Annotated in this window: 17 protein-coding genes; 5 read left to right on the top strand and 12 right to left on the bottom strand. The window is 44.5% G+C overall.

Annotated features, from left to right (window positions below; translation table 11 throughout):
* Nucleotides 1–368: 368 nt before the first annotated feature.
* Together SCB77_RS09640 and SCB77_RS09635 are read left to right on the top strand one after the other, a co-directional pair.
* Complete coding sequence (locus tag SCB77_RS09640) at nt 369–1376, top strand: DUF1852 domain-containing protein (RefSeq protein ID WP_320186222.1); 1008 nt, start codon at nt 369–371, stop codon at nt 1374–1376.
* A gap of 20 nt (nt 1377–1396) precedes the next feature.
* Nucleotides 1397–2425, top strand: coding sequence for a methionine synthase (locus SCB77_RS09635; protein WP_320186221.1), 1029 nt, complete (start codon nt 1397–1399; stop codon nt 2423–2425).
* A gap of 171 nt (nt 2426–2596) precedes the next feature.
* On the opposite strand, the gene SCB77_RS09630 is transcribed toward SCB77_RS09635, so the two are convergent.
* Nucleotides 2597–3589, bottom strand: a complete 993-nt coding sequence (locus tag SCB77_RS09630; protein ID WP_320186220.1) for a bile acid:sodium symporter family protein — start codon at nt 3587–3589, stop codon at nt 2597–2599.
* A 196-nt stretch (nt 3590–3785) separates the two neighbouring features.
* Here SCB77_RS09630 and SCB77_RS09625 point away from each other — a divergent pair, with 196 nt between their 5' ends.
* On the top strand, nt 3786–4868 hold the full coding sequence (locus SCB77_RS09625; protein WP_320186219.1) for an alkene reductase: 1083 nt from the start codon (nt 3786–3788) through the stop codon (nt 4866–4868).
* A 48-nt stretch (nt 4869–4916) separates the two neighbouring features.
* On the opposite strand, the gene SCB77_RS09620 is transcribed toward SCB77_RS09625, so the two are convergent.
* Genes SCB77_RS09620 through mutL form a run of 4 tightly spaced genes read right to left on the bottom strand, consistent with a single transcriptional unit; the run spans nt 4917 to nt 9484 of the window.
* A complete protein-coding gene (locus tag SCB77_RS09620) occupies nt 4917–6026 on the bottom strand; it encodes an endonuclease/exonuclease/phosphatase family protein (protein ID WP_320186218.1) in 1110 nt (369 codons plus the stop codon).
* 1 nt (nt 6027) lies between these two features.
* The gene (locus tag SCB77_RS09615) at nt 6028–6903 is read right to left on the bottom strand and encodes a rhomboid family intramembrane serine protease (protein WP_320186217.1); all 876 of its coding nucleotides are present in this window, start codon (nt 6901–6903) and stop codon (nt 6028–6030) included.
* Nucleotides 6904–6911: 8 nt separating this feature from the next.
* Nucleotides 6912–7565 (bottom strand): rhomboid family intramembrane serine protease, encoded by a 654-nt coding sequence (locus SCB77_RS09610; RefSeq protein ID WP_320186216.1) that lies wholly within the window; start codon nt 7563–7565, stop codon nt 6912–6914.
* Between the two features lie 32 nt (nt 7566–7597).
* Entirely contained in the window at nt 7598–9484 is a 1887-nt protein-coding gene (gene mutL, locus SCB77_RS09605; protein WP_320186215.1) for a DNA mismatch repair endonuclease MutL, read from the bottom strand.
* 145 nt (nt 9485–9629) lie between these two features.
* Here mutL and SCB77_RS09600 point away from each other — a divergent pair, with 145 nt between their 5' ends.
* Nucleotides 9630–11156, top strand: coding sequence for a TPM domain-containing protein (locus SCB77_RS09600; protein ID WP_320186214.1), 1527 nt, complete (start codon nt 9630–9632; stop codon nt 11154–11156).
* A 34-nt stretch (nt 11157–11190) separates the two neighbouring features.
* Here the strand turns inward: SCB77_RS09600 and SCB77_RS09595 are convergent, their stop codons facing one another.
* The 6 genes from SCB77_RS09595 to SCB77_RS09570 form a co-directional block, all read right to left on the bottom strand.
* Complete coding sequence (locus SCB77_RS09595; RefSeq protein ID WP_320186213.1) at nt 11191–16035, bottom strand: DNA repair ATPase; 4845 nt, start codon at nt 16033–16035, stop codon at nt 11191–11193.
* 152 nt (nt 16036–16187) lie between these two features.
* Nucleotides 16188–18302, bottom strand: coding sequence for an SPFH domain-containing protein (locus tag SCB77_RS09590; protein ID WP_320186212.1), 2115 nt, complete (start codon nt 18300–18302; stop codon nt 16188–16190).
* A 13-nt stretch (nt 18303–18315) separates the two neighbouring features.
* Nucleotides 18316–18999, bottom strand: a complete 684-nt coding sequence (locus tag SCB77_RS09585) for an OB-fold-containig protein (protein WP_320186211.1) — start codon at nt 18997–18999, stop codon at nt 18316–18318.
* A 14-nt stretch (nt 19000–19013) separates the two neighbouring features.
* On the bottom strand, nt 19014–19208 hold the full coding sequence (locus SCB77_RS09580; RefSeq protein ID WP_274267147.1) for a DUF4177 domain-containing protein: 195 nt from the start codon (nt 19206–19208) through the stop codon (nt 19014–19016).
* Between the two features lie 2 nt (nt 19209–19210).
* On the bottom strand, nt 19211–19888 hold the full coding sequence (locus SCB77_RS09575) for a PspA/IM30 family protein (protein ID WP_320186210.1): 678 nt from the start codon (nt 19886–19888) through the stop codon (nt 19211–19213).
* A gap of 4 nt (nt 19889–19892) precedes the next feature.
* Entirely contained in the window at nt 19893–20282 is a 390-nt protein-coding gene (locus SCB77_RS09570; protein WP_320186209.1) for a type III secretion system chaperone family protein, read from the bottom strand.
* 103 nt (nt 20283–20385) lie between these two features.
* Between SCB77_RS09570 and SCB77_RS09565 the strand changes: the two genes are divergently transcribed.
* Nucleotides 20386–21045: a helix-turn-helix domain-containing protein gene (locus SCB77_RS09565; protein ID WP_320186208.1), complete on the top strand. Its 660-nt coding sequence runs from the start codon at nt 20386–20388 to the stop codon at nt 21043–21045.
* 17 nt (nt 21046–21062) lie between these two features.
* Here the strand turns inward: SCB77_RS09565 and uvrA are convergent, their stop codons facing one another.
* Nucleotides 21063–23912 (bottom strand): excinuclease ABC subunit UvrA, encoded by a 2850-nt coding sequence (uvrA, locus tag SCB77_RS09560; protein WP_320186207.1) that lies wholly within the window; start codon nt 23910–23912, stop codon nt 21063–21065.
* Nucleotides 23913–23927: the final 15 nt, after the last annotated feature.

The following is a 23927-nucleotide window of genomic DNA, read 5'->3' as shown; positions in this document are numbered from 1 at the left end:
TCCTGAATATCGATTTTGTTCGGTTCAATCGTGTACTGTTTGCGATCCCACTTTGTCGGCGGATAACCTAAGATCTGCACATTCATGTTTTTTCACAAAGGCCTGGTACTAATAGGGAAGCGGTATTTTAGACAGCCCAAAGTCGAATACTGCTAAGTCTGCCAAGAAAAATTATCTGTTTTATTTAGTTTTTATGGTCGGAAAAAGTATATTTATCTTTTGCAAACGCTGTAAAAGAATAATTGTCTGATTTGAAGGTAAATTAGATTAATTCATCTTTTATTTTGAAATTTGTAAGACAAAATAACTGAATTTAATAGCATGAAGATGATCATGAAGGAGAATTCAAGAATAAATTAAACGAAGATATGGAAAACACGCTGCATGCCATCAAATCTGATTTTACGTTCTCCTTAAAGAGCATTTATTTTAATGAGGACTATATACCAGCCAATAGTACACGTACCACGACCAACTTTGCTAACTTGGCAAGAGGCGAAAGTCGTCAAGAAAATTTGCGCAATACTATTAATATGATAAATAATCGTTTTAATAGCTTGGCAAATTGGGATAATCCTAATGGCGATCGCTATGCAGTTGAATTAGAGATTGTTTCTGTTGATATTGATATCGATGGTAGCGGTACGACATTCCCATCAATTGAGATTTTAAAAACGCATATTATCGACCACTATACCGGCAAACGCATTGAGGGTATTGTTGGAAATAACTTTTCCTCTTACGTGCGCGATTATGATTTTAGCGTATTGCTGTTAGAGCATAACAAGGGTAAAGATAAATTTAGCATTCCTGAAGGTTTTGGGGATCTACATGGCAATATATTCAAGCATTTTGTGGCTTCAGAAACGTACAAACAGCATTTTAACAAAGCGCCTGTTATCTGTTTGAGTGTATCCGATAATAAGACGTATAATCGGACAGGAAATCATCATCCGATATTAGGTTATGAATACCTGCCCAATGATTCATCTTTAACAGAGCAATACTTCAAAAAAATGGGCTTGCAGGTCAGGTATTTTATGCCAGCTAATAGCGCCGCACCTTTGACATTCTTCTTCTTTGGAGACCTACTAGCTGATTATACAAATCTTGAATTAATTAGCACCATTAGTACAATGGAAACGTTTCAGAGGATTTACAGACCTGAAATTTATAATGCTAATGCTGCCGCAGGTGTGTGTTATAAGCCTAGTTTGAAAAATCAGGACCATTCGTTAACAAAAATTGTGTACAACCGAGAAGAGCGCAGTCAGTTAGCTATACAACAAGGTAAATTTGCAGAAGAGCATTTCATTAAACCGCACAGAAGTGCTTTAGAAGAGTGGTCTACCAACTTCGCTCTTTCATCAATATAATATATTAAAATACGCTTTATATGAAGAAATTAGTGCCCACCTCAATTGTGGGAAGTTTACCGAAACCCGCTTGGCTTGCACCACCGGAGAAGCTATGGTCACCTTGGAAGTTAGAGGGCGATCAGTTAATCGAGGGAAAACAAGATGCTTTGCGTATTTCGTTGCAAGAGCAGCAATTGGCAGGGGTTGATATCATTAGTGATGGTGAGCAAACACGTCAACATTTTGTGACCACTTTTATCGAACACTTAAGTGGTGTAGACTTTGAAAATCGAAAAGTCGTAAAAATTCGTGATCGTTATGATGCGAGTGTTCCTATTGTTGTGGGGGAGGTTGCTCGTCAAAAAGCAGTCTTTGTTGATGATGCTAAATTCTTACGTCAGCAGACTAATAAACCTATAAAATGGGCTTTACCGGGGCCTATGACTATGGTGGATACGTTATACGATGACCATTATAAAAGCCGAGAAAAATTGGCTTGGGAATTCGCGAAGGCACTCAATGAGGAAGCAAGAGCGCTGCAAGAGGCAGGGGTAGATATTATTCAGTTTGATGAACCTGCATTCAATGTGTTTTTTGACGAAGTTAACGATTGGGGCATGGCAGCGCTAGAAAGAGCCATTGAAGGCTTAAAATGCGAGACTGCAGTGCATATCTGCTACGGCTATGGTATACAGGCGAATAACGACTGGAAAAAGACATTAGGATCCGAGTGGCGTCAATACGAAGAGATTTTTCCGAAAATACAGAAATCTAATATTGATATCGTATCGTTGGAATGCCACAACTCGAATGTGCCTTTAAATTTAATTGAACTGGTTCGTGGGAAGAAGGTAATGGTCGGTGCCATTGATGTGGCAAGCAACACGATCGAAACTCCTGAAGAAGTAGCTAATACCCTGCGTAAAACGCTTGAGTTTGTGGATATAGAAAACCTTTACCCTTCGACAAACTGTGGTATGGCTCCTTTGTCTCGCGACGTAGCACGAGGTAAGTTAAGTGCTTTAAGCGCAGGAGCAGAAATTATTCGTAAAGAATTTGCGATTTAGGGCTATAAAGTGTTAATCGGAAGCCGGTAAAGTTTGTTCATTCGCTAGTCCGTAGATGTCAACATGTTGACGCTACGGACTAACGAATGAATATAGAAATTGCCTCACAGATTGATTCTCTGAATAGTATTCTTTTGCGAAAAAAGAATAGACGGGGCAGACCTAAAAAAGTTATCCTTCTTTCCGTCGAGCCATACGCTGCGCTATGATGCTGGCAGCAATCAATTGCAGGGCATGGTAGAGCATGAGTGGTAGCAATACGATGCCGGTGATGGTGCTGTGCTGAAACAGCACTTTCGACATGACAGTGCCGTGTACCAAAGATTTTTTAGAACCACAGAATAAGACGGTAATACGGTCTTCATCTGAGAAGCCAAACAAGCGACTGAGTAGGCCGATACAAAGGAATACGGCAAAAAACAAAACCATCATTCCCATGGCGAGCCCGGCAAGTTCAAGGGCGGTGAAACCTTCAAAAAGGTGTTCGGAAAATGACTTACAAAATGAAGTATAAATGATGGTGAGGATAACTGCCTGATCGAACATTTTGAGCTGTTTCTTATATTTCTCGGCCGTGGCTCCAAAACGCGCGTTTAGGGCAATACCGATGATGACAGGTAACAAGACTTGAAGAATCAACTTTATGACGATATCCGTGACATCAAAATCGCCCGTCGCCGAAGCGATGAACAACCCAACCCAAAGTGGTGTAACCACTACGCCGATTAAACTGGAAATGCTCGCATTGAAGATGGCTGCGGGAATGTTGCCTTTAGCAATGGAAACCATGACCACCGAAGAGGAAACGGTAGACGGTAAAGCTGCTAGAAAAAATACGCCCAACCAAAGTAGCTCGAAATCAGTGTTGACGAATAAGGGGCGAGATGCCAAAACGATAAGCGGAAAAAATAAAAAGGTTGTCAACTGGACGATAATATGCATCTTCCAATTGGCAAGCCCAGCTTTTAGTTTCTCAACACTCAGTCGCATACCATAAAACAAGAAAATCAACGAGACACCTGCGTTGGCAATCTCCTCTAGGGACACAGGTTCTTTAACCATGCCTGGTTGTGGCAAAAAATAGGCCAACAGAATCATGATGGCTATCATTAACAGGAAACCGTCGAAACCTGCTTTACTTAATACTGCTAATAACTTCTTCAATGTATTCTTAATATATTTTTCGGTTGAGCCAAAATTACAAAAATATCTCACTTAGGTGAGCTTGGTGAAAAAATATCTTCCGCAGACGGCGCCGATGATGAGCATCGACAACAATATACTACTATTGTAGAAGAATCGGTAAATAAGGGATATCTACTAGCGTTCGGTCAACGGTAACAATTTTAGAAAAGGCAATATGAAACTTTTAGAAAAAATACAATTAGGCGATGTGAGCCTAAAAAATAGAATAGCGATGGCGGCAATGACGCGAGGTCGCGCAGACATGAATGGCCTCGTGGGTGATATGACAGTAGCATACTACAGCCAAAGGGCAGGTGCAGGCTTGCTGCTTACCGAAGCCATCAGGATAAGTGAAGATGCTACCGGCAGTCCGCTCACCCCCGGCATTTTTACCGAGCAACAGATCGAAGCATGGAAAAAGGTTACAACGGCCGTGCACGATAAAGGCGGTATCATTGTTGCCCAGCTTTGGCACACCGGCCGCATAGGACACTCCGTAGACCGGAATGGCAAGCTCCCAGCTGCACCATCGCCCTTGCCTATTCGGGGAATGAAGCATTTTACCTCTCAGGGCGTGAAGGATTACGAGATACCTCAGGAAATGACTATCCCAGAAATCAAGCAGACTATAAAGGACTATGGACAAGCCGCAAAGAATGCGATCGCGGCCGGATTTGATGGGGTTCAGCTACACGCAGCCAATGGCTATCTGCCCAACCAATTCTTGGCGGAAAGTGCCAATCAAAGGACGGATGCTTACGGCGGTAGCATTCCTAACAATGCCCGTTTTGTGCTGGAGGTAATGCAAGAGTTAATTTCTGCGGTGGGCAGCGAAAAGGTGGGTATTAAAATATCTCCTTTCCATCCATATGGCGATATTGTGTTGGATGATCCTACTGCTACCTATATACACCTCATTGAAGAGCTAAATAAGCTGGATTTCGTCTATGTAGAGCTCATGCGGCGCAGTCCTCATTTCGCTTCGCCTGAACATTATGGTGCTGACAATGAGATTGAATTCTTTGGCACCAAGATTCGCCAGACGGTGATTGCTAATGCAGGTTATGATAAAGCGTCAGCCGAAGCGGAACTTGAAAAAGGTGTTGCAGCGCTTATTTCCTTTGGCAAGTTATACATTGCAAACCCAGACTTGCCTGAGCGGTTTGAAAAAGATGCCCCGCTTAACGAGCTGGACAGGTCAACGATGTATGGTGGTGGCGAACAAGGCTATATTGATTATCCGCTTTGGGTCGAATAACTACGCCATGCGAATAAACATAGTCAAGACGATAGCTGGATTTTAGGATTAAAACCTAATATCTGCCCAAACGGGGTAATGGTCGGAAAGCTTTTCCTTGACGACGTGATAGTGCTCCACATGGAATCTTCGACTACAGAAAATATAGTCGATCTGGAGAAAAGGTAGCATTTCATAGTGAGTTACGCCCCAGCCGCTTCCTTTTTCACGAAAGGTGTTTTTTAGGCCGTTGCGGATAAGGTTCACGCTGTAGGACATGGGCGTGTCGTTAAAATCGCCCATGACGATGATAGGGTAGCGTGTGCTATCCATATGATCGCGTAATGCCTCAGCCTGTCTGCTACGGCCTTCAAAGGCATACTTCAGCTTTCGGCCTACTCGTCGTGTTGCGTGCTCTTCATTTGCACTGTGGGAGGGATTTTGGATAAATTCTTTGTCTTCTGTCTGTAAACCGAATGAGCGTAAATGTACGTTATAAACCCTAATTGTATCATTGTTCCGCAGAATATCAGCAAAAATAATCCGGTTTATTCCATATTCGTTTTTGGTAATAGTACCGGAGTTTATGATGGGGAACTTAGAGAAGATGACCTGACCATAGGCTTCGTGTTCGCTTTTCATCGCCGGCTCGAAGTAATAATCTTGAAATCCTGCTTCTTCCACGATACGTTTTGTCATCTTTTTGGTCCCTTTTATCTTGGAAAAAAACTCCTGAAAACAAAGTATGTCGGGGTTGGTCTTTTTAACTAAGCTGATGACATCATTTTTAACATCGGTAGCGGGGATCTTGTCGATCTCTGTGAATAGATGCGCATTAAAGGTCATGATACGCAAGGTGCTATCGGGTTTTTCCGTTCGATGTTCTTGTTTCCGAAAACCGAGATGTTGGTTTAGCAAATTCCAGCCTAGCAAGATGGGAAGAGCCATCAGTAGGGCATATTTAGGCTTACGCACGAGCCAATAGCATACAAAACCTATATTAAGGAGAAGGATCGGCAGGTATCCCAATCCGAAAAAAGCAATGGGCCAAATGATTTTCGGATTGATGTAGGCCGCAGCATAGCTTAGCAGTAACAGGAGTATCGCAATAATATTGCAAATAAATACTGTCTTACTAAAAAATCCCAGGTCGCTCCTGAAAATATTCTTCTTTGCCATGTTACTGCTCGTCTTTACTTGCTTTGAAAAGCACTTCTTTTTCTTGTGAAGTTAAGCTTTCGTAGCCTTCTACTGAAATTTTATCCAAAATTTCATCGATCTCTTCTTGGTTGGGCAGGTCTGACTGGTGTCTGTATGTATATGTAGATTTGGATACTTTCCCTTTATATACGACTTTCAATTTGGAGCGTTTCCGTAGTTGGAAAAATAAGCTGAAGTCATTGCCCTGTTGCAGTGCTCGCGTGAAGAGAAGTCCCCAAAGGGCAATAAACAGAAAGGTAATTGCGCCGGCCTTATTGACTAGTCCGATGAATATTACAGAAAGTACGACGTATACCAGCGCGATATTTTTCAAGGAAACATTGCCAAACAGAATGAGGCGGATTTCCGAGCGAGGTACCAAGGTGGCTATTGAGGCAACGAGCGCCCCTAATGCAAACGATGCGCCTTGAAAGGACAGCTGCGTACTATGTTGAAACACAGGAATCATACCTAATGCCGGATAAATGAGCCCGCCAACGAGAATAGATGAGATGTAAACAAACAAAAATTGCCTTCTGTTTAAGAAGTTAAGAAAGGTGTTGCCCATCCAAAATAGCCACAGGCAGTCGAAAATAAGACTGAGCAAGCCCGTATATACAAAAGAGTAACTAAGTAGGCTCCAAGGTTGCTCTATAAACTGGAGAAAAGAAAGCGGTAGCGTAAGCTCATTGCTCACATAGTTGTATAAAGAGAAATTGACCAGCCCAATATCTTGGATCAGTTCAAAAAGATGGATGAGCACAAACAGAAGAACCTGCACCGAAATAATAAAAGGTACAGGTGATTGACCCTGATAGGTGTCCCGCCAAAATGTCTTTAACGCGCTTTCTTTCATGTTCAATATTAATAACCTTTACGAATGCCCCATAATTTCATCATCAAATAAGCAAAAAGAGCCCCACCTATGTGCGCCATATGGGCAATGTTCCCTCCTGATTTGGTGATTACCATATACAATTCAATAACGATCAACCCACCAACTAAGTATTTTGCCTTGATGGGTATTGGTGGAAAAAGGAGCATCAGGCGCATGTTTGGGTAGAGGTATGCAAACCCAAGCAAAATACCGAATACCGAACCGGACGCCCCTAAAATGGGGCTTAGATAAATTTCATCAACGCCCGTAATTACTTGTCCAGTACGATAAGGGAACAAGGTGCCGGTTGCCTGGAAAACACGTAACGCATCCACGGAAAAATGTAATAGCAGCGCGCCTAGACCACATACAAGGTAGAAATTGATAAACCTTTTGGATCCTAATGTTTGTTCGAGTATAGGGCCGAATATTATCAGTGAAAACATGTTGAAAAATATATGCCCAAAATCAGCGTGCATAAACATGTAGGTTATCACCTGCCAGATATAGAAATGTGGCGAATCAGGATAAAATGCCGGAAGGTATGTATATGCTACTTGAGGAATGAGTTGTGAGCCTATAAAAAAGATAACATTGGCTATCAATAGATTTTTAACGACTGTTGTGAGGTTCGAAAACATATTTTAAAAATAAACTATATAGACTTTTGTTCTTAATTTCTATTAAAGCGTTCCATAAGCTCTTGCAAGGTTATGGTGACGATGATTGGTTTACCAAAAATGGAGACGCTAGGCGATTCCGTTGCGAACAGATTGTCGATGAGCTCGGCCATTTCTTGGTTGTCCAATGAGGTGCCCGGTTTGATGGCGGCATTCTTTGCCAAGCTACGAGCCAAGTTGTCCCTCTTATTAAGCTGTAGTGCGTCCTTATTGTTTTTGAAATCTTCCAAAAGTTGCTCCAGAATTTTGGCTTCGTTGATGCCTGATCCTAAGTCGGCAGGAAGACCGTCCACGATAAAGGTCGTTTTTCCGAATGGGCGTAGTTGGAATCCTAATGTCTGTATCTCTGGAAGAATATCCTCCATCAACGCAAAATCAGCACTATTCAATTCCACGGTTTGTGGAAACAAACTCTGTTGGCTTGTGCCTTGGTTGTTTTCCAGCTGTTGGATGTACTGTTCGTACAGGATGCGCTCATGAGCCGCCTGTTGATCAATCAGCATGAAGCCCGAATGTATCTGAGAAACAATGAAGCGGTTGTGCAGCTGAAAAAATTGCTTCTTACTTTCCGTTGAATTTCCTTTTTGCTGTGTGCGCTCAGTTGTTGTCGGTGCACCCGTTTCTGGTTCTGTGGGATGAAGCGCCAATTGTTCAGCGGTTTGCTGTTCCGAAATCTGATATAGGGTATCCCAATTTTGTGGAATGCCCGCTTTCTTTTCAAAGCCCTCTACGTAAGCCGAACTACGCGATTTTGATGAGGATTTAGGGTCCTCAAAAGGATTGAAATTAGGGTTGAACGATATGGTTGGCACCTGAATTTCATCTAAGGGTTTGCTAGTGATTAAGTTGGCGAAACTAGTTTCCTGATCGAAGTCTAAGGTCGGCGCGATGTTGTACCTACCGATGGAGCGTTTTATCGCCGACCGTAGAATGGCATATATCGCTTTGTCGTCCTCGTATTTGATCTCCGTCTTTGTTGGATGGACATTGATATCGATCTTAGCAGGATCAATATCGATGAAAAGTACATACAGTGGAAACGTCTCCGTAGGGAGAATATCTTCATAGGCACTCATGACCGCATGGTTCAGGTACGGATCTTTGACGAAGCGGTTGTTGACGAAGAAAAACTGTTCTCCTCTTGTTTTTTTAGCGTATTCAGGTTTACCTATAAATCCGCGTAGGGCGATGATGGTGGTTTCTTCTTCAACGGGTACAAGGCGCTGATTATAGCTATTTCCGAATAGATGTACGATACGCTGTTTTAACGTTTCGGACGGTAAATGGAATAGCTCGTTTCCATCGCTATGCAAACTAAAGAAGATGCTTGGATGAGCCAAAGCAATACGCTGAAACTCATCAATGATATGCCGCATTTCCACCGCGTTGCTTTTCAGAAAATTACGACGTGCAGGAATATTGTAAAAAAGATTTTTTACGCATATCGTAGTTCCTGAAGGTAGAGCCTCTGGGTACTGCTTGGCGACCTTGGATCCCTCAATTTCTACGATTGTTCCGAGTTCATCCTCTACGCGGCGTGTTTTAAGCTCTACTTGGGCAATCGCCGCAATAGAAGCCATCGCCTCGCCACGAAAGCCCATGGTGCGTATCGCAAAAAGGTCTTCGGCACGACGGATTTTCGAGGTCGCATGTCGTTCAAAACAAAGACGCGCATCGGTCACACTCATACCACACCCATTATCGATTATTTGAATTAACGACTTTCCAGCATCCTTTACGATAATCTTGATTTTATCTGCTCCTGCATCAATAGCATTCTCCACCAATTCCTTCACTGCCGAAGCAGGGCGTTGAACCACCTCTCCTGCAGCAATCTGGTTGGCTACCGAATCGGGCAACAACTGAATAATATCTGACATACGAGAACAAAGTTACGAAAATGCTTGCTAATCTGATGCGACTTTACGAAGTTCAAAACCTTGTTCTTTTGTCAAAATAAAGTACAAGATCTTGCACGATTCTTGCAGGGTAGTACTAAACTAATACCTGCTTATTAAAATACATATGCATACGCTTCTAATCTTTCGCCGAGATATACGGCGCTATCTTCTTCTGCTCACGCCTTTGCTATGGATGTGCAGTCCTGCGTTGGGGCAATACACGGTGTCTTCGCTCCCGCACCCTATGGAGCATGATAAAAATGCCTATGTCAGTAATCCGGATGGAATTCTCTCTGCAGGTACGCTGGAGCAGATCAACACGATATCCCGAGCTATTGAAGAACGATCGGGCAGTGAGTATGCTGTTGTGGTGATCAATGACTTTGAAGGTCTGGATATTTTTGAGTTTGCGCTATCGGTCTTTAAGACTTGGGGAATTGGGAAGAACGGCGCAGATAACGGATTGTTGCTCGTCGTGGCAAAAGATCGACGTGAATATCGGTTTGTGTCTGGCTATGGTCTAGAAGGAATTTTTCCGGATGTATATGTGCATCGGATGGGCGAGAAGTATCTTGTGCCGAATTTTCGAAACGGTGATTACGACGCAGGAGTGCTGGAAGTATCACGAGCGGTGGAGCAGGCCTTGTTGGCCGATGATGTGCAAGCCGAATTGGAGCGGATGATGCCAGAAGCTAGACCTTATATGAGCTTCCGTAATGAAAATTTTCTCTTTGCTCTGTCTGTCATCGCGCTGTATGCTATTCTCTATTTTTGGTTAGATCGATCGGGAGGGAAGTGGAAAGGGGCGCTGAAATATGAAAAGAAACAAGGCTGCACAGGCTGGTTCGCTTATGTGTTGCTTAGTATTCCTGCTGCGGGCTTTACCTTGCTATTCTTGATGTTGTTTTTCGCGGTGTTTCTCAACGATATGGAAAGGCTGTTCCAAGCGTCGGGAATTCCATACCTGTTGGCTCTTTGTGGGAGCTATGTGCTACTGTTTAAGATATACGAAATTCGAGGACAAATCAAGAAGTCGTTTCTCGACGAGGAAAACAAACTCAAAGCGCTCCAACAATTCCAACGGGCAGCGATCGTGCCTTACCTGTTCTCTCCTTTGATGTTATTTAGCTTCTTTGCTTTGTTGCGGAAATATCGGAAGACGGCAGTACGTTTTGCTGCGCCCGATGATAGTGGGAACTGGGAACGGCAAAACAGAGATGTGGTGGATTTAAAGACTTTCAAAAGTTACTTGAGCGCCGGGCAGCTTAAAGAAGAGTCGTTGGAAACCAAATTTTATGAGGTGTGGATCAATAAGCTGACCAAGGAAAGACGTGTATTGAGTTGGGATGGCAAGTCAACCCACGCCGTGTGCCCCTCTTGCGGTTTTAAAACATATAAATTGCGCGATTCTAAGACCCTCAAGGCTGCAACCTATAGCAGCACGGGACTGCGTAAGCTATTTAACCGATGTGCTTTTTGTAAGCACAATGAGGATCTTGGAACGGAAACGATTCCCAAGAAGACACGTAGCTCAAGCAGTAGCGGTGGATCCTCCGGAGGTGGATGGTCGGGCGGCGGTTCGTCTAGCAGCGGTGGGGGAAGCTTCGGTGGTGGATCTTCCGGCGGCGGTGGCGCAGGAGGACGATGGTAGTAAAACAACAAAAGGGGCATGCCCCTTTTGTTGTTTAATCTTTGTTTTGAATAGCCTTTATAATCCCTTCGAGATTCTCGTTGAAGGACAGCAGCTGCGCAAAGACCTTCTCGTCTTTACCAAGCCCGCCGTGCTTATTGTTCTTACGGAAGATCTCGATGATTTCTGCCCAGCGTGTTTGTTCAGTTGGAGTTTGTAAGCCTGCAAGCTGCTTTAGTTTAAGCAAGTTACTCTCTGTATCGGCAGTAAGGGTTTGCGATTCACTCTCATAGTGTGCCAATATCACCTGTTCAATTTCTTTACTGTTCATCATCGGTACCACCTGTGCAACTAGCTTGCTCATGTTCCTGTACGACCCCTGCATCTTAAATGGCGGTTCCGTGCGGTAGCTATCCTGCATGGCGGCACTACGTATGTAGTTTTGGTTCACCTTGACCACCGTGTCTCGGATAGTAAGTACATGCCTTAATACAGCGATGAAATCGTCAATCTCCTGTTTAAGGTAGTTGCCTTCCAGGTTTGGAAGCTGCTCGGCAGCAGTTTCGACAAAGTTGATTAACGCGTAAAAATCAGGGAAAGACTTGCCGGCAATTTTCGCGAGATAACTATTCTCAATAGCTGCATTTTCGACCAAACTGAGGTTGAACAGGTGCTCGGTGTCACCTATCACATCACCCAAGTTGTATACATCGGCCCGATTGGCCAACATGTCGGGGATCTGAAATTTAGCGCCGCTCTCGGTGTATGGATTACCGGCCATGACGATACAAAAGCGTTTTCCACGCAGGTCGTAGGTCTTACTTTCGCCGTCAAAGATACCGTCGATCTTACGTTGACCATCGGCTAGGGAGATGAACTTTTGAAGGAATTCAGCACTTAAATGCTGGATGTCATCGAGGTACAGCATCACATTGTCTGCCATTTCGAAGGCCAGATTTACCTTCTTCAGCTCTTCGCGTTCGCCCGATGTTTTTGCCTCGACGGGATCAATGGAAGTGATATGGTGACCGATTGTGGGACCATTGACCTTGACAAAATGCAGGCCCATGGTTTTTGCGAGGTATTCCATCAGTGTGGTTTTTCCATACCCCGGGGGCGATATCAATAGGAGCATGCCCATGCGTGCGGTACGTTTGTTGTCGCCGGCAGCACCCAGTTGCTTTGCCAAGTTGTTTCCGATCAGCGGAAAATATACTTCATTAATCAGTTTGTTACGGACAAACGAGGTTAAGATTTTAGGCTCAAATTCGTTGATCTTCAACTCCTTTTCATAGGTCTTGCTGATCTGTTCTTTTAGCTTGGTGAAAGCTCCATAACGTGGTACATCCTCCTTGGCAAACTTGCTTAGTTTTTTGATAAAGTCATGGTAGGGGATGCTGTAGCTTCCGTTCTCTAAGGCGGGATGATTGCCTTTGAGATTTTCTATATGTATATCCTCGTGCGCGAAAACAAGCTGATAGTTATCGTTCGGGAAGAGGAGGGCGGCGGCTGTTTCCGAGATCAAATGCTTCAGCTGCTCCGCATTTTTTTGCTGATCAACATAAGAGTGTAGCCAGTTAAGTGCCAAATAGAATCGATCCGTAAGGTCAAAATGACTGCTTTGCACATCGCTTTCAAAATCTTTCTGCGCTTTCTTTTCGCCCAAAAACCGTAAAAATTCCTGGCGAAGGTGGTCGGCCTGCTCGGCGAGGGCGAACTTTCCATACCGTGTAAAGGTCTCAAAAAGATAAGTTGCTAGCTCGGAGGCTTCAACAGTCGTCCCCCCCGTTTGTGTCGGTTTTGCAAGAAACTGTTTCGTGATTTCCGTAATTGCCGATTGGTAGTGCGTGGAAGTAGGAAATGCTTTTAACACACGATGCGTAGACTGTATCAAACGCGCCAGACGCAATCGTTCCTCTTCGGGAAGATGATTGTAGAAGAGCTGTGCTGAAGCCCGTAAGGAACCCTCATAGCGCAGAAGTTCCAGCTTCTTGTCCAGTTTCTCCAGTGCGTGAAAGATGGCTAATGCATCGATGTTGTGCACGCCTTTCATGTAGCTTTCCGAGTACTGTTGTTCCACCGTTTGGGTGATGTAGCTTTCCGCATCAAAATCGGATGTCTCCTGAGATGCCAAAAATGCTTTGTAAGCTAGGTACTCCCCGCGGTAAACGGTTTTGTTTTCCGAGATCAACTCTTGGTCCCAAATGTCTGCGTAGGCCAAAAACTCGTCATTTCGTACTTTTTGGTAGAAACTTGTTCCCGTCAGGTGGTAGAAAAGCTCTTCATTTCTCCTCACCAAGGTAAGGCTCAGCGACTGCTTGTTGACCGTAAATTTATGTTTTCCGAGGGCGATAATGTTTTCGCCATCCACGTAGAGCTCTGACTTGTCACGCAGCGTTCGTAGCGCATCTTCCTGCGATTTCTTGAGCAGGTTTTCCAAATTCTCTGCTTTGGAAACATCGTTCAGTCCTTTTAGTTCCGCGACGAGTTGGCGCACCTTATCGATCATCAGGTCGGCCGCATAAAAGCTCAAGATCTCTTCCCGACTTTTGAAGGTGTTGGATTTGTTTTCGATGTTTTTTAACACACGAAGGCCAATCTGCTCTAGAGCGATGCTGCGCTTATTGATTTGCTCGATAAGCTGTTCGCGTTTACTGTTGAAGGCTTTGATGATTTCATCGCGCTTATCGGCAATTTTGAGGGCAAAGTCGTCAAATTCGGAGAAACGGCTTTCTAGCTCCTCCAGTTGCACCAAAATTTTGGTGTAATATTCTTCTACTTTTTCGGCTGATGAAGAAAGTTCCAGATAATTGGTTACCGATTGTTCCAGCAAAGTGAGCTGTGCAGAAAATTCAGCCGTAGCTTCCTTGCTCTTCAAGGACTGTAGCTTGCGCGTCAGTTGGGCGCGTACCTCATTGAGGGAGGCAAAGATAACCGATATCTTTTCTACAATTTGTGTTGTTTGTGTGGCGTCATCGATCTTGAGGCTATGCAAGATGTCAATCAGTAACTCCAATTCGGTCGATATAGCCAAGTTGTTTTCTTCAATCGCTTTCGCATCAAAGGCTTTCTGTATAGCTTCGACCAATTTACGTTGCTCAACCACACGCGCTTCATAGCTGTTGAGAGCATCATCTTTTAAGAGGAACGAGATGGTTTTTTGCGACAACTCCTCGATGATATCGTTTAGGTGAACCAGTATTTTTTCGATCTGCTCAAGATCTACATAGCGAACGCTTTTTAGTTCGATTACTTCGCCTAAATTACGGCGTGCATCAGCGAGTTGGTTGACCAGCTGATCCAGCTGCGTAATTGTTGTGCTATTGACCGTAAACTGTAGTTCTTCCAGCTTCTTTTTTGCCGCTGATAGTCGTTCTTCGGCATGTTTGCGTTGTGCCTGTACTTTAACGAACTCGTCGATGGCCGTGTTGGCTACCTCTCGAATTTGCTTGAGTGGCTGGCCAAGGTTTTTTAATGCTTCGTCTTCAATCCAAAAGTAGGAGTCCAGTAAGCTGGTGGATTTCTTCAGAATGTCTTCGTAGAGACCTTCGTAGCTATCTTCCTTGTACAGCAATTGGATCACTTCCTGTGCTTCGGCCATCGCCTGTACAATCTGCTTGTTGCCGACTTTGTACAGCGGGTCATTTTTCTTTTCTTCGTTTTCCTTTAGGACGGCCATGTAGGGGGTGTCCCAAATTTGTACCTGATGGTGCCTAGTAGCTTCGGCTTCCGTGCGGAAATAGGTCAGGCTGCCATCTTGAAATATGGTGAAGCCATTACAGATAATGGGTGTTTCGACAGCTTGTTGAATGATGTTGTAGGACATCAGAATGTAGGTGTTGCTTTCCGTTTGCGTAAAGACGTATAAGAAATCCTCGCCATTCGGGGATGCTATCTTGCGTAGGAAGGTGACGTTTTCGAGACCACCGTCGAAGAGCTTGTGTGTGCCATTCTGAAGATAGTAGCCATTGGAGAAGATAATACCTTGGTTATCGGGCAGTAGGATCGCGGAGTCGTTCAGGGATTTGAGGTTAACCACTTCTTTCGTGCGCTGATTAAAAACGTAAGCACGAAATTCTTCCTGATAAGGTTTGATGCGTATGGCGATTAGATTGCCTAAATCGGCATAGTGGTACTCTGCGTCATCGAGCTGCTGATCAAGGTTGGTAACTTTTTCTGAGAAAATACCTTTTCCGCTATCGGTGTTGTCCTCGACCTTGAACGTGATATCGCCATGCAATGCTTCGATAAAAACTTTGTCTAGGATCGATACGTGGGGAAATTTTCCTAAGCGCCGATCTTCAAGACCAGTTTTTGTCCATTCAAATTCAAACTGGTCGGGCAGACGTACTTCATGTATGCTTCGATCATCCTGATAGTGCAGTTTCCCATCTTTTATGAGCCACTTGAAAGCTTTGAGATCCGTCGCTTTCTTGCTCGTTTGGAAAATCATATACAGGTAATTCTCGGTACGGCGAAAGCGTGCAAATATGGAATCTCGGTAATATTTATAGAGGTTCTGGTAATCGGCCATAAAGGCCGCATCATGGATAAGATCGAGCGTCTGCGGAATAAATTGGTTGTTCTCGAAGAGGTAGATGCTGAAAACATCTTCCAGTTTAATCTCTGAGCGAAGGCCAAAGTGAACATTGTATCCAAAGATACAGACATTCTCCAAGGCAATGATCCCGCGGGCAACACAGTTGTTGTCCGTGGTGATGCGCTGATTTGCCTTCAATACAAACGAGGTTGCATTGAAAATCTCTTTTCTAGCCTGGTTGAGGGTTTGCAACCGCGTCGATAACTCATCTTTCTGCGTTAATAATCGCTTACGGATGATTTCATATGCGCCCGCGTCGAGGCTATTGTTTGTTGCTGTTACTTCGTTGTTTTCTTGCATTCCTGTGTGTAAATCTTGGATGACTTAAGCTTATTACATCGTCATTTCTTGCTATTACGCAATTTTTGTGATCAATTAAGCACTGTTCAGGTGCCCTACGGGCTCCTGAACAGTATGGCTTGTACCGACGAAGGCCGGTAACTGTATCGTGTTTACAAGCTGATTTTTTTGTTGGATACGCCCAAATTGCTTGCTAATGAAAATAGAGAGCTTATAAATCCACTATCTTCTTTATCGTCAGAGGCAGCTTGTTGTAACTTTAACAAAGCGGCCGAGACGGTTAGGTTTTTGATATCGTTGGACGAGATGCCGTACTTATCTGCCAAGCTTTTGATTTTTTCGCCAAGGTCGCCGTCGCCATGCTCGCCGATAAGGGAGTTTTTGATGTCTGTCGCATGTCTCGAGTTGTTGATCAAATGATCGAAGCCTTTCGAGTTGGACACTTGACGTACAATGTTTTCGAAGAACATGGTTTCTCCACCGACGATATCGATCTTCGCGGATTTCAAGGCTTCCGATAACACATCCGCTTGTGCGGTGGCGATATCTTTCTGAATATTGATGTGCGCCATTTCGATATCGCGTTCTTTCTGTAGCTGCAATTTAAACTCTTCGTGCTCTTTACCCACACCGTCGAGTTGTTTCATAGCAGCAGCTTTCTCTTCGATGCCTTTTGCTTCTGCCAAGGCTTTTTCTCGTACCACTTCCGCTTGCGCCAATCCTTCGGTACGTAATGCTGCCGCTTTCTTTTCGATGATGCTTGCCTCTACGGTACCTTGCTTTTCTTCGGCTTCCGCTTTTGCGATCATTACTTCCGCTTCTGATAGTCCAATCGCAGCCTCTTCTTTTGCCTGTGCTTCTGCAATAATTTTGCGTGCTTCGGCTTCTTTGGCTGATGCTTCTTTCTTGGCTTCGGCCTCTATTAACAGCTCTTGAGCTTTCTTTTCTGCAATTTTGCGTGCTGCCTCCGCGTCGATCACTTTTTTCTCTGCTTCTTGTTCTGCAGCGATCCGGGCTGCTTCTGCGGCTTTAACTGTTGCAATTAAGCGCTCTTCAGCTTCCTGTGAGGCGGCAATAACGCCTGCCTGCTTCTTACGCTCCACTTCGCGGAACGTTTCAACATCTTTTACGGATTGCTGTTCTTCCACGACACCTTTCTCCAGCTGTACGCGCTCCTTGATCACATTCTGAATGCTTTTCTTTTCGGTCTCAATGGAACGCTCCTTGTCGATTTGCGCTAGGGTAACGATACGCTCGCGTTCGGTGGCTTCCAATGCCCGATCTTTTTCCACACGCTCGGTTTCTACGGCGTCGGTGCGTAGCTTCGCTTTCTCGGCGATGATAATCTGGCGCAGTTTGTTTTCTTCTTGGATGGCCAGTTGTTCTTCGGTCGCAATACGCACGGTTTCCGATTTCAGGCGTTCTTCTTCACGTACTTTGGTGATTTCAGCATCTTCCCTCGCTTTGATGTTGTCAATCTCCCGACGTTGTTTTTCTTCTTTTTCGGCCAGCTGTCTGTCGAGCTCCAAGATGGCTTCGCGCGCTTCCACGTTTTGCTTACGAATTACTTTTTCCTCTTCGCGTCGGATGAGGTTGGCATTGATGTTTTGCTGTGCAGTAAGCTCCGTGATTTTCTTGATACCCGCTGAGTCCAAAATATTGTCTGGGCTTAAGAATTTAAGTTCAGTTTGCTCGAGGTAGTCAATGGCACAGTCGTCTAGGATGTAGCCATTCAGGTCGGTGCCAATGATGTTGAGGATCTCTTCGCGGAATTCACGGCGGGCTTCATAAAGTTCGATGAAGTCAAATTTCTTACCTACGGTTTTTAATGCTTCCGAGAATTTGGATTCGAAGATATTCTTTAATGTTTCCGGTTCGCTTGCGCGATCACAGCCTAAGTTTTGTGCGACGTTGATCACGTCGTCAACGGATTTGTTGACGCGCACAAAGAAGGCTACCTTGATGTCTGCACGTATATTGTCTTTACAGATCAAGCCGTCGTGTTGCATACGTGCGATTTCGATCTTCTTGACGGAGATGTCCATGATCTCCATTTTGTGGAATACAGGTACCACATACATTCCTTTGTTGAAAGCTACCTTGGAGCCTCCCACACCTGTTCTAACAATGGCTTTTCCCTGAGGGATCTTTTTGTAGAACATGCTGAGTACTACAAAAAATGCTAGAATGAGGAATACGACTACGCCTACGGCGATCAAAACTAATCCCGTGAGTCCGTCTACAAATAATAAAGTGCTGCTTGTCATTGATTAAGATAATTTAGATGCTTTGTAAGTTTATTTCTTTTTTAACGTAATAGATTTTTTTATCGGCTGTTTCCCCAGTTATCACCACCAAGTCATCGTAGGCAATTTTAGCGCCATCATGGCTTTTTACGGATAGGCGTATCACATCGCTATCGATAACAATCTCGACAGACCCTATGCGGTCTCCTTCAATAGAGGTGCGCATCTTTCCCGCGCGTCCTAAGAAGTCGTGGGGCTCTTCACCGGTGTAGCCCACTTTTTTATAGAGCTTGGCCACCGGTATCGTGACGTAGTGCATCAGCAAATAGGTCAGGATAAAGATGGGAATCAATGCCAAGATGGACTTCCATCCGAACTGGGCCAGGTTCCATGCCAAGGAAGATGCGATCGTGATCAGCCAACCGATAAATTTGAATAGCGTGGCAATAACCATAAGAGGTGCCTTTCCAATATTGATAAAGTTCATCGCTTTAGAGAATAATGAGGGCTCGCCATCGCTTTGCAAATCGGCATCGTCGGGGCTGTCTACCTCGTGGACGTCTGCACCGTCGAAGTCGATGTTTGCATCTGCATCGCCAAAGTCAAAACCATCACCCATCAGCATCGTGAACAGCCAATAGAGTAGAGAGATGGCCGTCAATACCGTCATGATGGCATTGGGTAGCGGATTAAATAGCAAATGTAGGATAGCGTCCATGTGAACTGAATGATTTAGTTAAGGGGTCTTTTAAATGTATAGTGAAACGTCCATGAAGTGCCACTCACTGCAAGGTCTTGCATACCGACAAGTTCCCATCCTTCTTGGCCGAGTGCATTCAGGATTTTATCCAGCTCTTCTGGATCTAGTTTTGTTTGCCAAAATCCCTTTGGCTCTACTTTTACGGTTTTGTATTCGAATCTTTTCATAGTTAGTCAATCCCCATTTGTTTTTTTAATGCTGTTAATTCATCTTGCACGGCTTTCTGTTCGTCGGGCAGTTCTATTTTATTTTGAGCCATCTCGGCATAGGCTTCTGCAAGAGCCTCATCGTTAGCTACCTTATTTTTTACGCGCTGCAACATATCTAAAGTGCTGTTGCTATCAATGTTCGCCATCTGTTGGTTCGCCATGGAGGCTGCTTCGTTTACTTTTTGTTTCGCACGCAATGTGGTCAGTTCTTTTTCCCATTTGTTGATATTGAACTGCAGGACCTCGATATGTTTGTTTATCTCTTCCCGCTTGCCTGCGTGCTCACTGATCTCTAGGCTTAATGCCTGCACTTCTTCGAGGATTCTTTTCTTGATCAAAAGTGCTTCTGCCGCTAGTCTTTCGCTTTGTTCCGTCGTCAACTCGCCTGTTTGTGCTTTGCTGAGTGCTAGTTTGGCCTTCTCTGCCATTTGGGCGGCTTCCTGTTCTTTTTCTGTGATCAGGTTTTCGCTGCGGATAATGGATGCTCTTACTTTTGCGGCTGATTCCGTGCTGTCATGCAGTTGCTTCTTCATGTCTCGGATTCCTTGTTCGGTAAGGCTTATCGGATCTTCCATCATGTCTACTAGCGCATGGATTTCCGCCTGTCCTATCTTTAAAAGTCTTTTGAAAATATTCATCACGTTATGTTTTTGAAAATTGTATAAGTTGTTCGTAGTATTCGCTTAGTAATAATGACAGCGAGTTAACGGCGGCATCGAATTCGTTTTGATCCAAGTTGTGTACCTGTAGCGTATAGCGATAAATGACCTTTTTGCCATCTTCGGTCAGCGCAAATCCGCCATGGATGATATCCCTGTTTTTAATAAGTAAAGACTTAAAGATTTCCAGTCGATCTTCAGCCATCGTGAAAAGATACAGTTCAAAGATGATAACAGGTGGCGCGACCCCAATAATAAGGTTGCGAATCCCGTCAGCATCACTTTCAATGATGAAGAGACCGTCATGTTCATCTTTTTTGCTGATGCTGAATCCGCTGTTTTCTATATATTTTTCAATCTTATTAAAGTACATTGGCTAATTAAATTGTATATTTGCTTATATTCTTTGCATAAAGATATGAAATGCAAAATTATTTTGCAAATAAATTTACAACATATTTTGAAAATAATTTAGGATGAGCCAAATTGGGAACAATATAAAGAAGCTAAGAAACGTGAAAGGGCTAAGTCAACAGGCTTTTGCAGACCTATTTGGATTAACGAGAGGTAATATTTCCTCTTATGAAGAGCTACGGGCGGAGCCGAAAATTGAAATCATGCTACAGATTGCAAAATATTTTAGCATACCAATTGCCGAATTGCTGGAGAAGCAGCTTACCGTAAATGAAATCCTCAATTTTGAAGATTATTTTCCTGTCGAATCCGTTTCGGAGGATGGGGGCAGCTTTGCTAAAATTCCATTTTTGGATCGCGAGTATTTCCGGCAATATGATCCTGTGGGGCAGCCTATCGAAAAACGCCCCATAATACATTTTCCTCTTGATAGTAATAACAAATTTCTAGCGGTGGAGAATAGTTCTTTTATTCCACATCCCGTCGGATTTGCTTTTGAGGAGCATATGATTTTGTTCTTTGAGCAGGTTACCGTTGATATCTTACATACACTAGGCGATCATTTCGGTTACTTTGATGGCGATACGCCATTCTTCGGCCGTTATGAACTAGCCGGGAAGGATATTGCGCTGGTGCTAAATGATTGGAAGAAGGAAGTATATGGCGCCGAAACAGCGTCGCACTTTTGGAAGTTGTTTGGGAAGTTTGAACGAGTGATGTAGAAAATAGAGGAGATGGCTTAAGCCATCTCCAGTTTTAAAAATCGTGCGGTTTCGTTTTTCTTCTGTTTGATCAAATCCTCCGGCAGGCCTGCAAACATGAGTTGCCCGCCATTTCTACCACCTTCAGGGCCCATATCGATCACCCAATCTGCGGTTTTGACGACATCCAGATTATGTTCGATTATCAATACGGTATTGCCTCTATCGACCAATCTATTGATCACACCAAGCAGCACATTGACGTCTTCAAAATGGAGTCCAGTAGTCGGTTCATCGAGAATATAAAAAGTGTTTCCGGTGTCTTTTTTAGATAGCTCGGTTGCCAATTTCACCCGTTGTGCCTCGCCTCCAGAAAGTGTAGTGGAAGATTGTCCGAGGGTGATATAGCCTAAGCCCACATCTTGCAAGGTTTTTATCTTCCGGTAGATGGATGGGATGTTCTCAAAGAAATCCACAGCCTCATCGATACTCATATCCAATACGTCGGAGATGGATTTTCCGCGGTAGCGCACCTCCAGTGTTTCTCGGTTATAACGTTTTCCTTGACAGGTTTCGCAAGGTACTTGCACATCGGGCAAGAAGTTCATTTCGATGATCTTCAAGCCGGCGCCTTGGCAGGTTTCACAACGTCCGCCTTTAACGTTGAAGGAGAAGCGCCCCGGTTTGTAGCCTCGGATTTTTGCTTCAGGTAGTTGTACATATAAGGTGCGGATGTCCGAAAACACGCCGGTATAGGTGGACGGGTTTGATCGTGGCGTGCGTCCGATCGGACTCTGATCGATCTCGATGACCTTATCGATATGCTCCAAACCTTCAATAGATTTGTACGGCATCGGCGTTGTCTTCGCTCGGAAGAAGTGTTTGTTGAGTATGGGATATAATGTTCCGGTGATAAGGCTAGATTTGCCCGATCCGGAGACGCCTGTTACGAGAATCAGTTTTCCTAAAGGAAAATCGACGCTGACGTTCCGCAGGTTGTTTCCTGAAGCTCCTTTTAATGAAAGTGTTTGTCCGCTTCCGGCGCGACGTTCTTTAGGAATTGCTACCTCTTTTTGACCGTTGAGGTAGCTGGCTGTGAGGGAGTCCGCCTTCATTATTTCTTTTGGTGTGCCCTGTGCTACCACTTGTCCGCCGTGCACCCCGGCTTCCGGCCCCATGTCGATAACATAATCCGCATGCAGAATCATATCCTTATCATGCTCTACCACCAAAACGGAGTTGCCGATATCGCGCAAGTTTTTAAGCGAGTTGATCAGTCGTTCGTTGTCGCGTTGGTGTAGCCCAATGCTGGGCTCATCCAATATATAGAGCACGTTGACCAATTGCGAACCAATCTGCGTGGCCAAACGTATGCGTTGCGCTTCACCTCCCGAGAGAGTTTTTGAAGAACGATCGAGGGTAAGGTAGCTCAATCCAACATCCAGTAGAAAACCGATCCGCGCGCGGATCTCTTTTAGTATTTCCGAGGCAATGGTGTTTTGACGGTCGTTAAGGCGTCCTTCAATGCCGTCGAACCACTCTTGCAAGCTGTTGATGTCCATTGCCGATAGTTCGGAAATGTTTTTGTTGTCGATCTTGAAATGCAGAGATTCCTCCTTTAAACGTGCGCCTTTGCAGGATGGGCAGGTTACCCGTGTGCGGAAATCGTCCAAAGCAGGTGCATCGTCGCTGCTTTTGCCATTGATCTCCTCCAGCATCTTAAAGATGCCAGCGAACTGCACATTGTATTCGCGGGAGCCATAGCTGCCGTAAGAAACGGTTAGGCTCATCGGTTCTTCACCGCCAAATAGTAATATATCGAGCTGTTCATCACTCAATTTCTCTATCGCTGTGCTGAGACTGAAGTCCATTTTCTTTGCCACGGCTTTAATCACCTGAAAGGTCCATGATTCACGAGCAGGCCCCAAAGGCAAGATAGCACCCTTTTGTATACTGAGTTTTTTATCGGGCACGACAATGTCCTTATCGATTTCGAAGATGTAACCTAAGCCGTCACATTTTGCACAGGCACCATAAGGCGAGTTGAAGGAAAATGTATTGGGTTGTGGCTCATCGTAGGAAATACCCGATTCCGCATCCATCAGGTAGCGGCTGAAGAAGTGCTCGCGTCCCTCTTTGTTTGCAATCTTAATGATACCCTTGGCCGTTTTCATGGCTTGCATCACGGAAGTGTAGAGCCGTTTGCGGTCGCCTTCAGAAGCATAGAGCCGATCTACCACGGTTTCAATATCATGTATCTTATAGCGGTCGACTTGCATCTTGGGAGCGATGTCCAAGATCTCCCCATCAACGCGAACTTTAGTGTAGCCTTGCTTACGAATCTGTTCAAAAAGCTCGCGGTAATGTCCTTTACGTCCCTTTACCACGGGAGCTAAAATATATATGGGCTCGTCTTTAAACTCGTCCATAATCTTCTCCACAATTTGCTCTTCGGACATTCGTTGCATAAGCTTTCCGGTAGCGTAGGAGTAGGCTTCGCTTGCTCGCGCGTAGAGTAAGCGTAAGAAATCGTAGATCTCGGTGATCGTCCCAACTGTAGAGCGCGGATTCTTGTTGGTGGTTTTCTGTTCGATGGATATCACAGGGCTTAGGCCTGCAATCTTATCCACATCGGGGCGCTCCATTCCTCCCAAGAATTGACGGCTGTAGGCCGAAAAGGTTTCCATATACCGACGTTGTCCTTCGGCATAGATGGTGTCGAAAGCCAAGGATGATTTTCCACTGCCGCTTAATCCTGTAATAACGACCAATTCATTGCGGGGGAAGCTTACATCGATGTTTTTGAGGTTGTGCGCTCGCGCGCCAAATACTTCAATTTCGTTCTGTTCGCCTAGATCTATATGCTTGTTCTGCTTGGAGGAACTCATGCTTTTTTGTTCTGA

The sequence above is a fragment of the Sphingobacterium bambusae genome (assembly GCF_033955345.1).
Classification (GTDB): domain Bacteria; phylum Bacteroidota; class Bacteroidia; order Sphingobacteriales; family Sphingobacteriaceae; genus Sphingobacterium; species Sphingobacterium bambusae.
The sequence above is the reverse complement of the archived record's forward strand: the minus strand, read 5'-3'. Positions and strand labels throughout refer to the sequence as shown.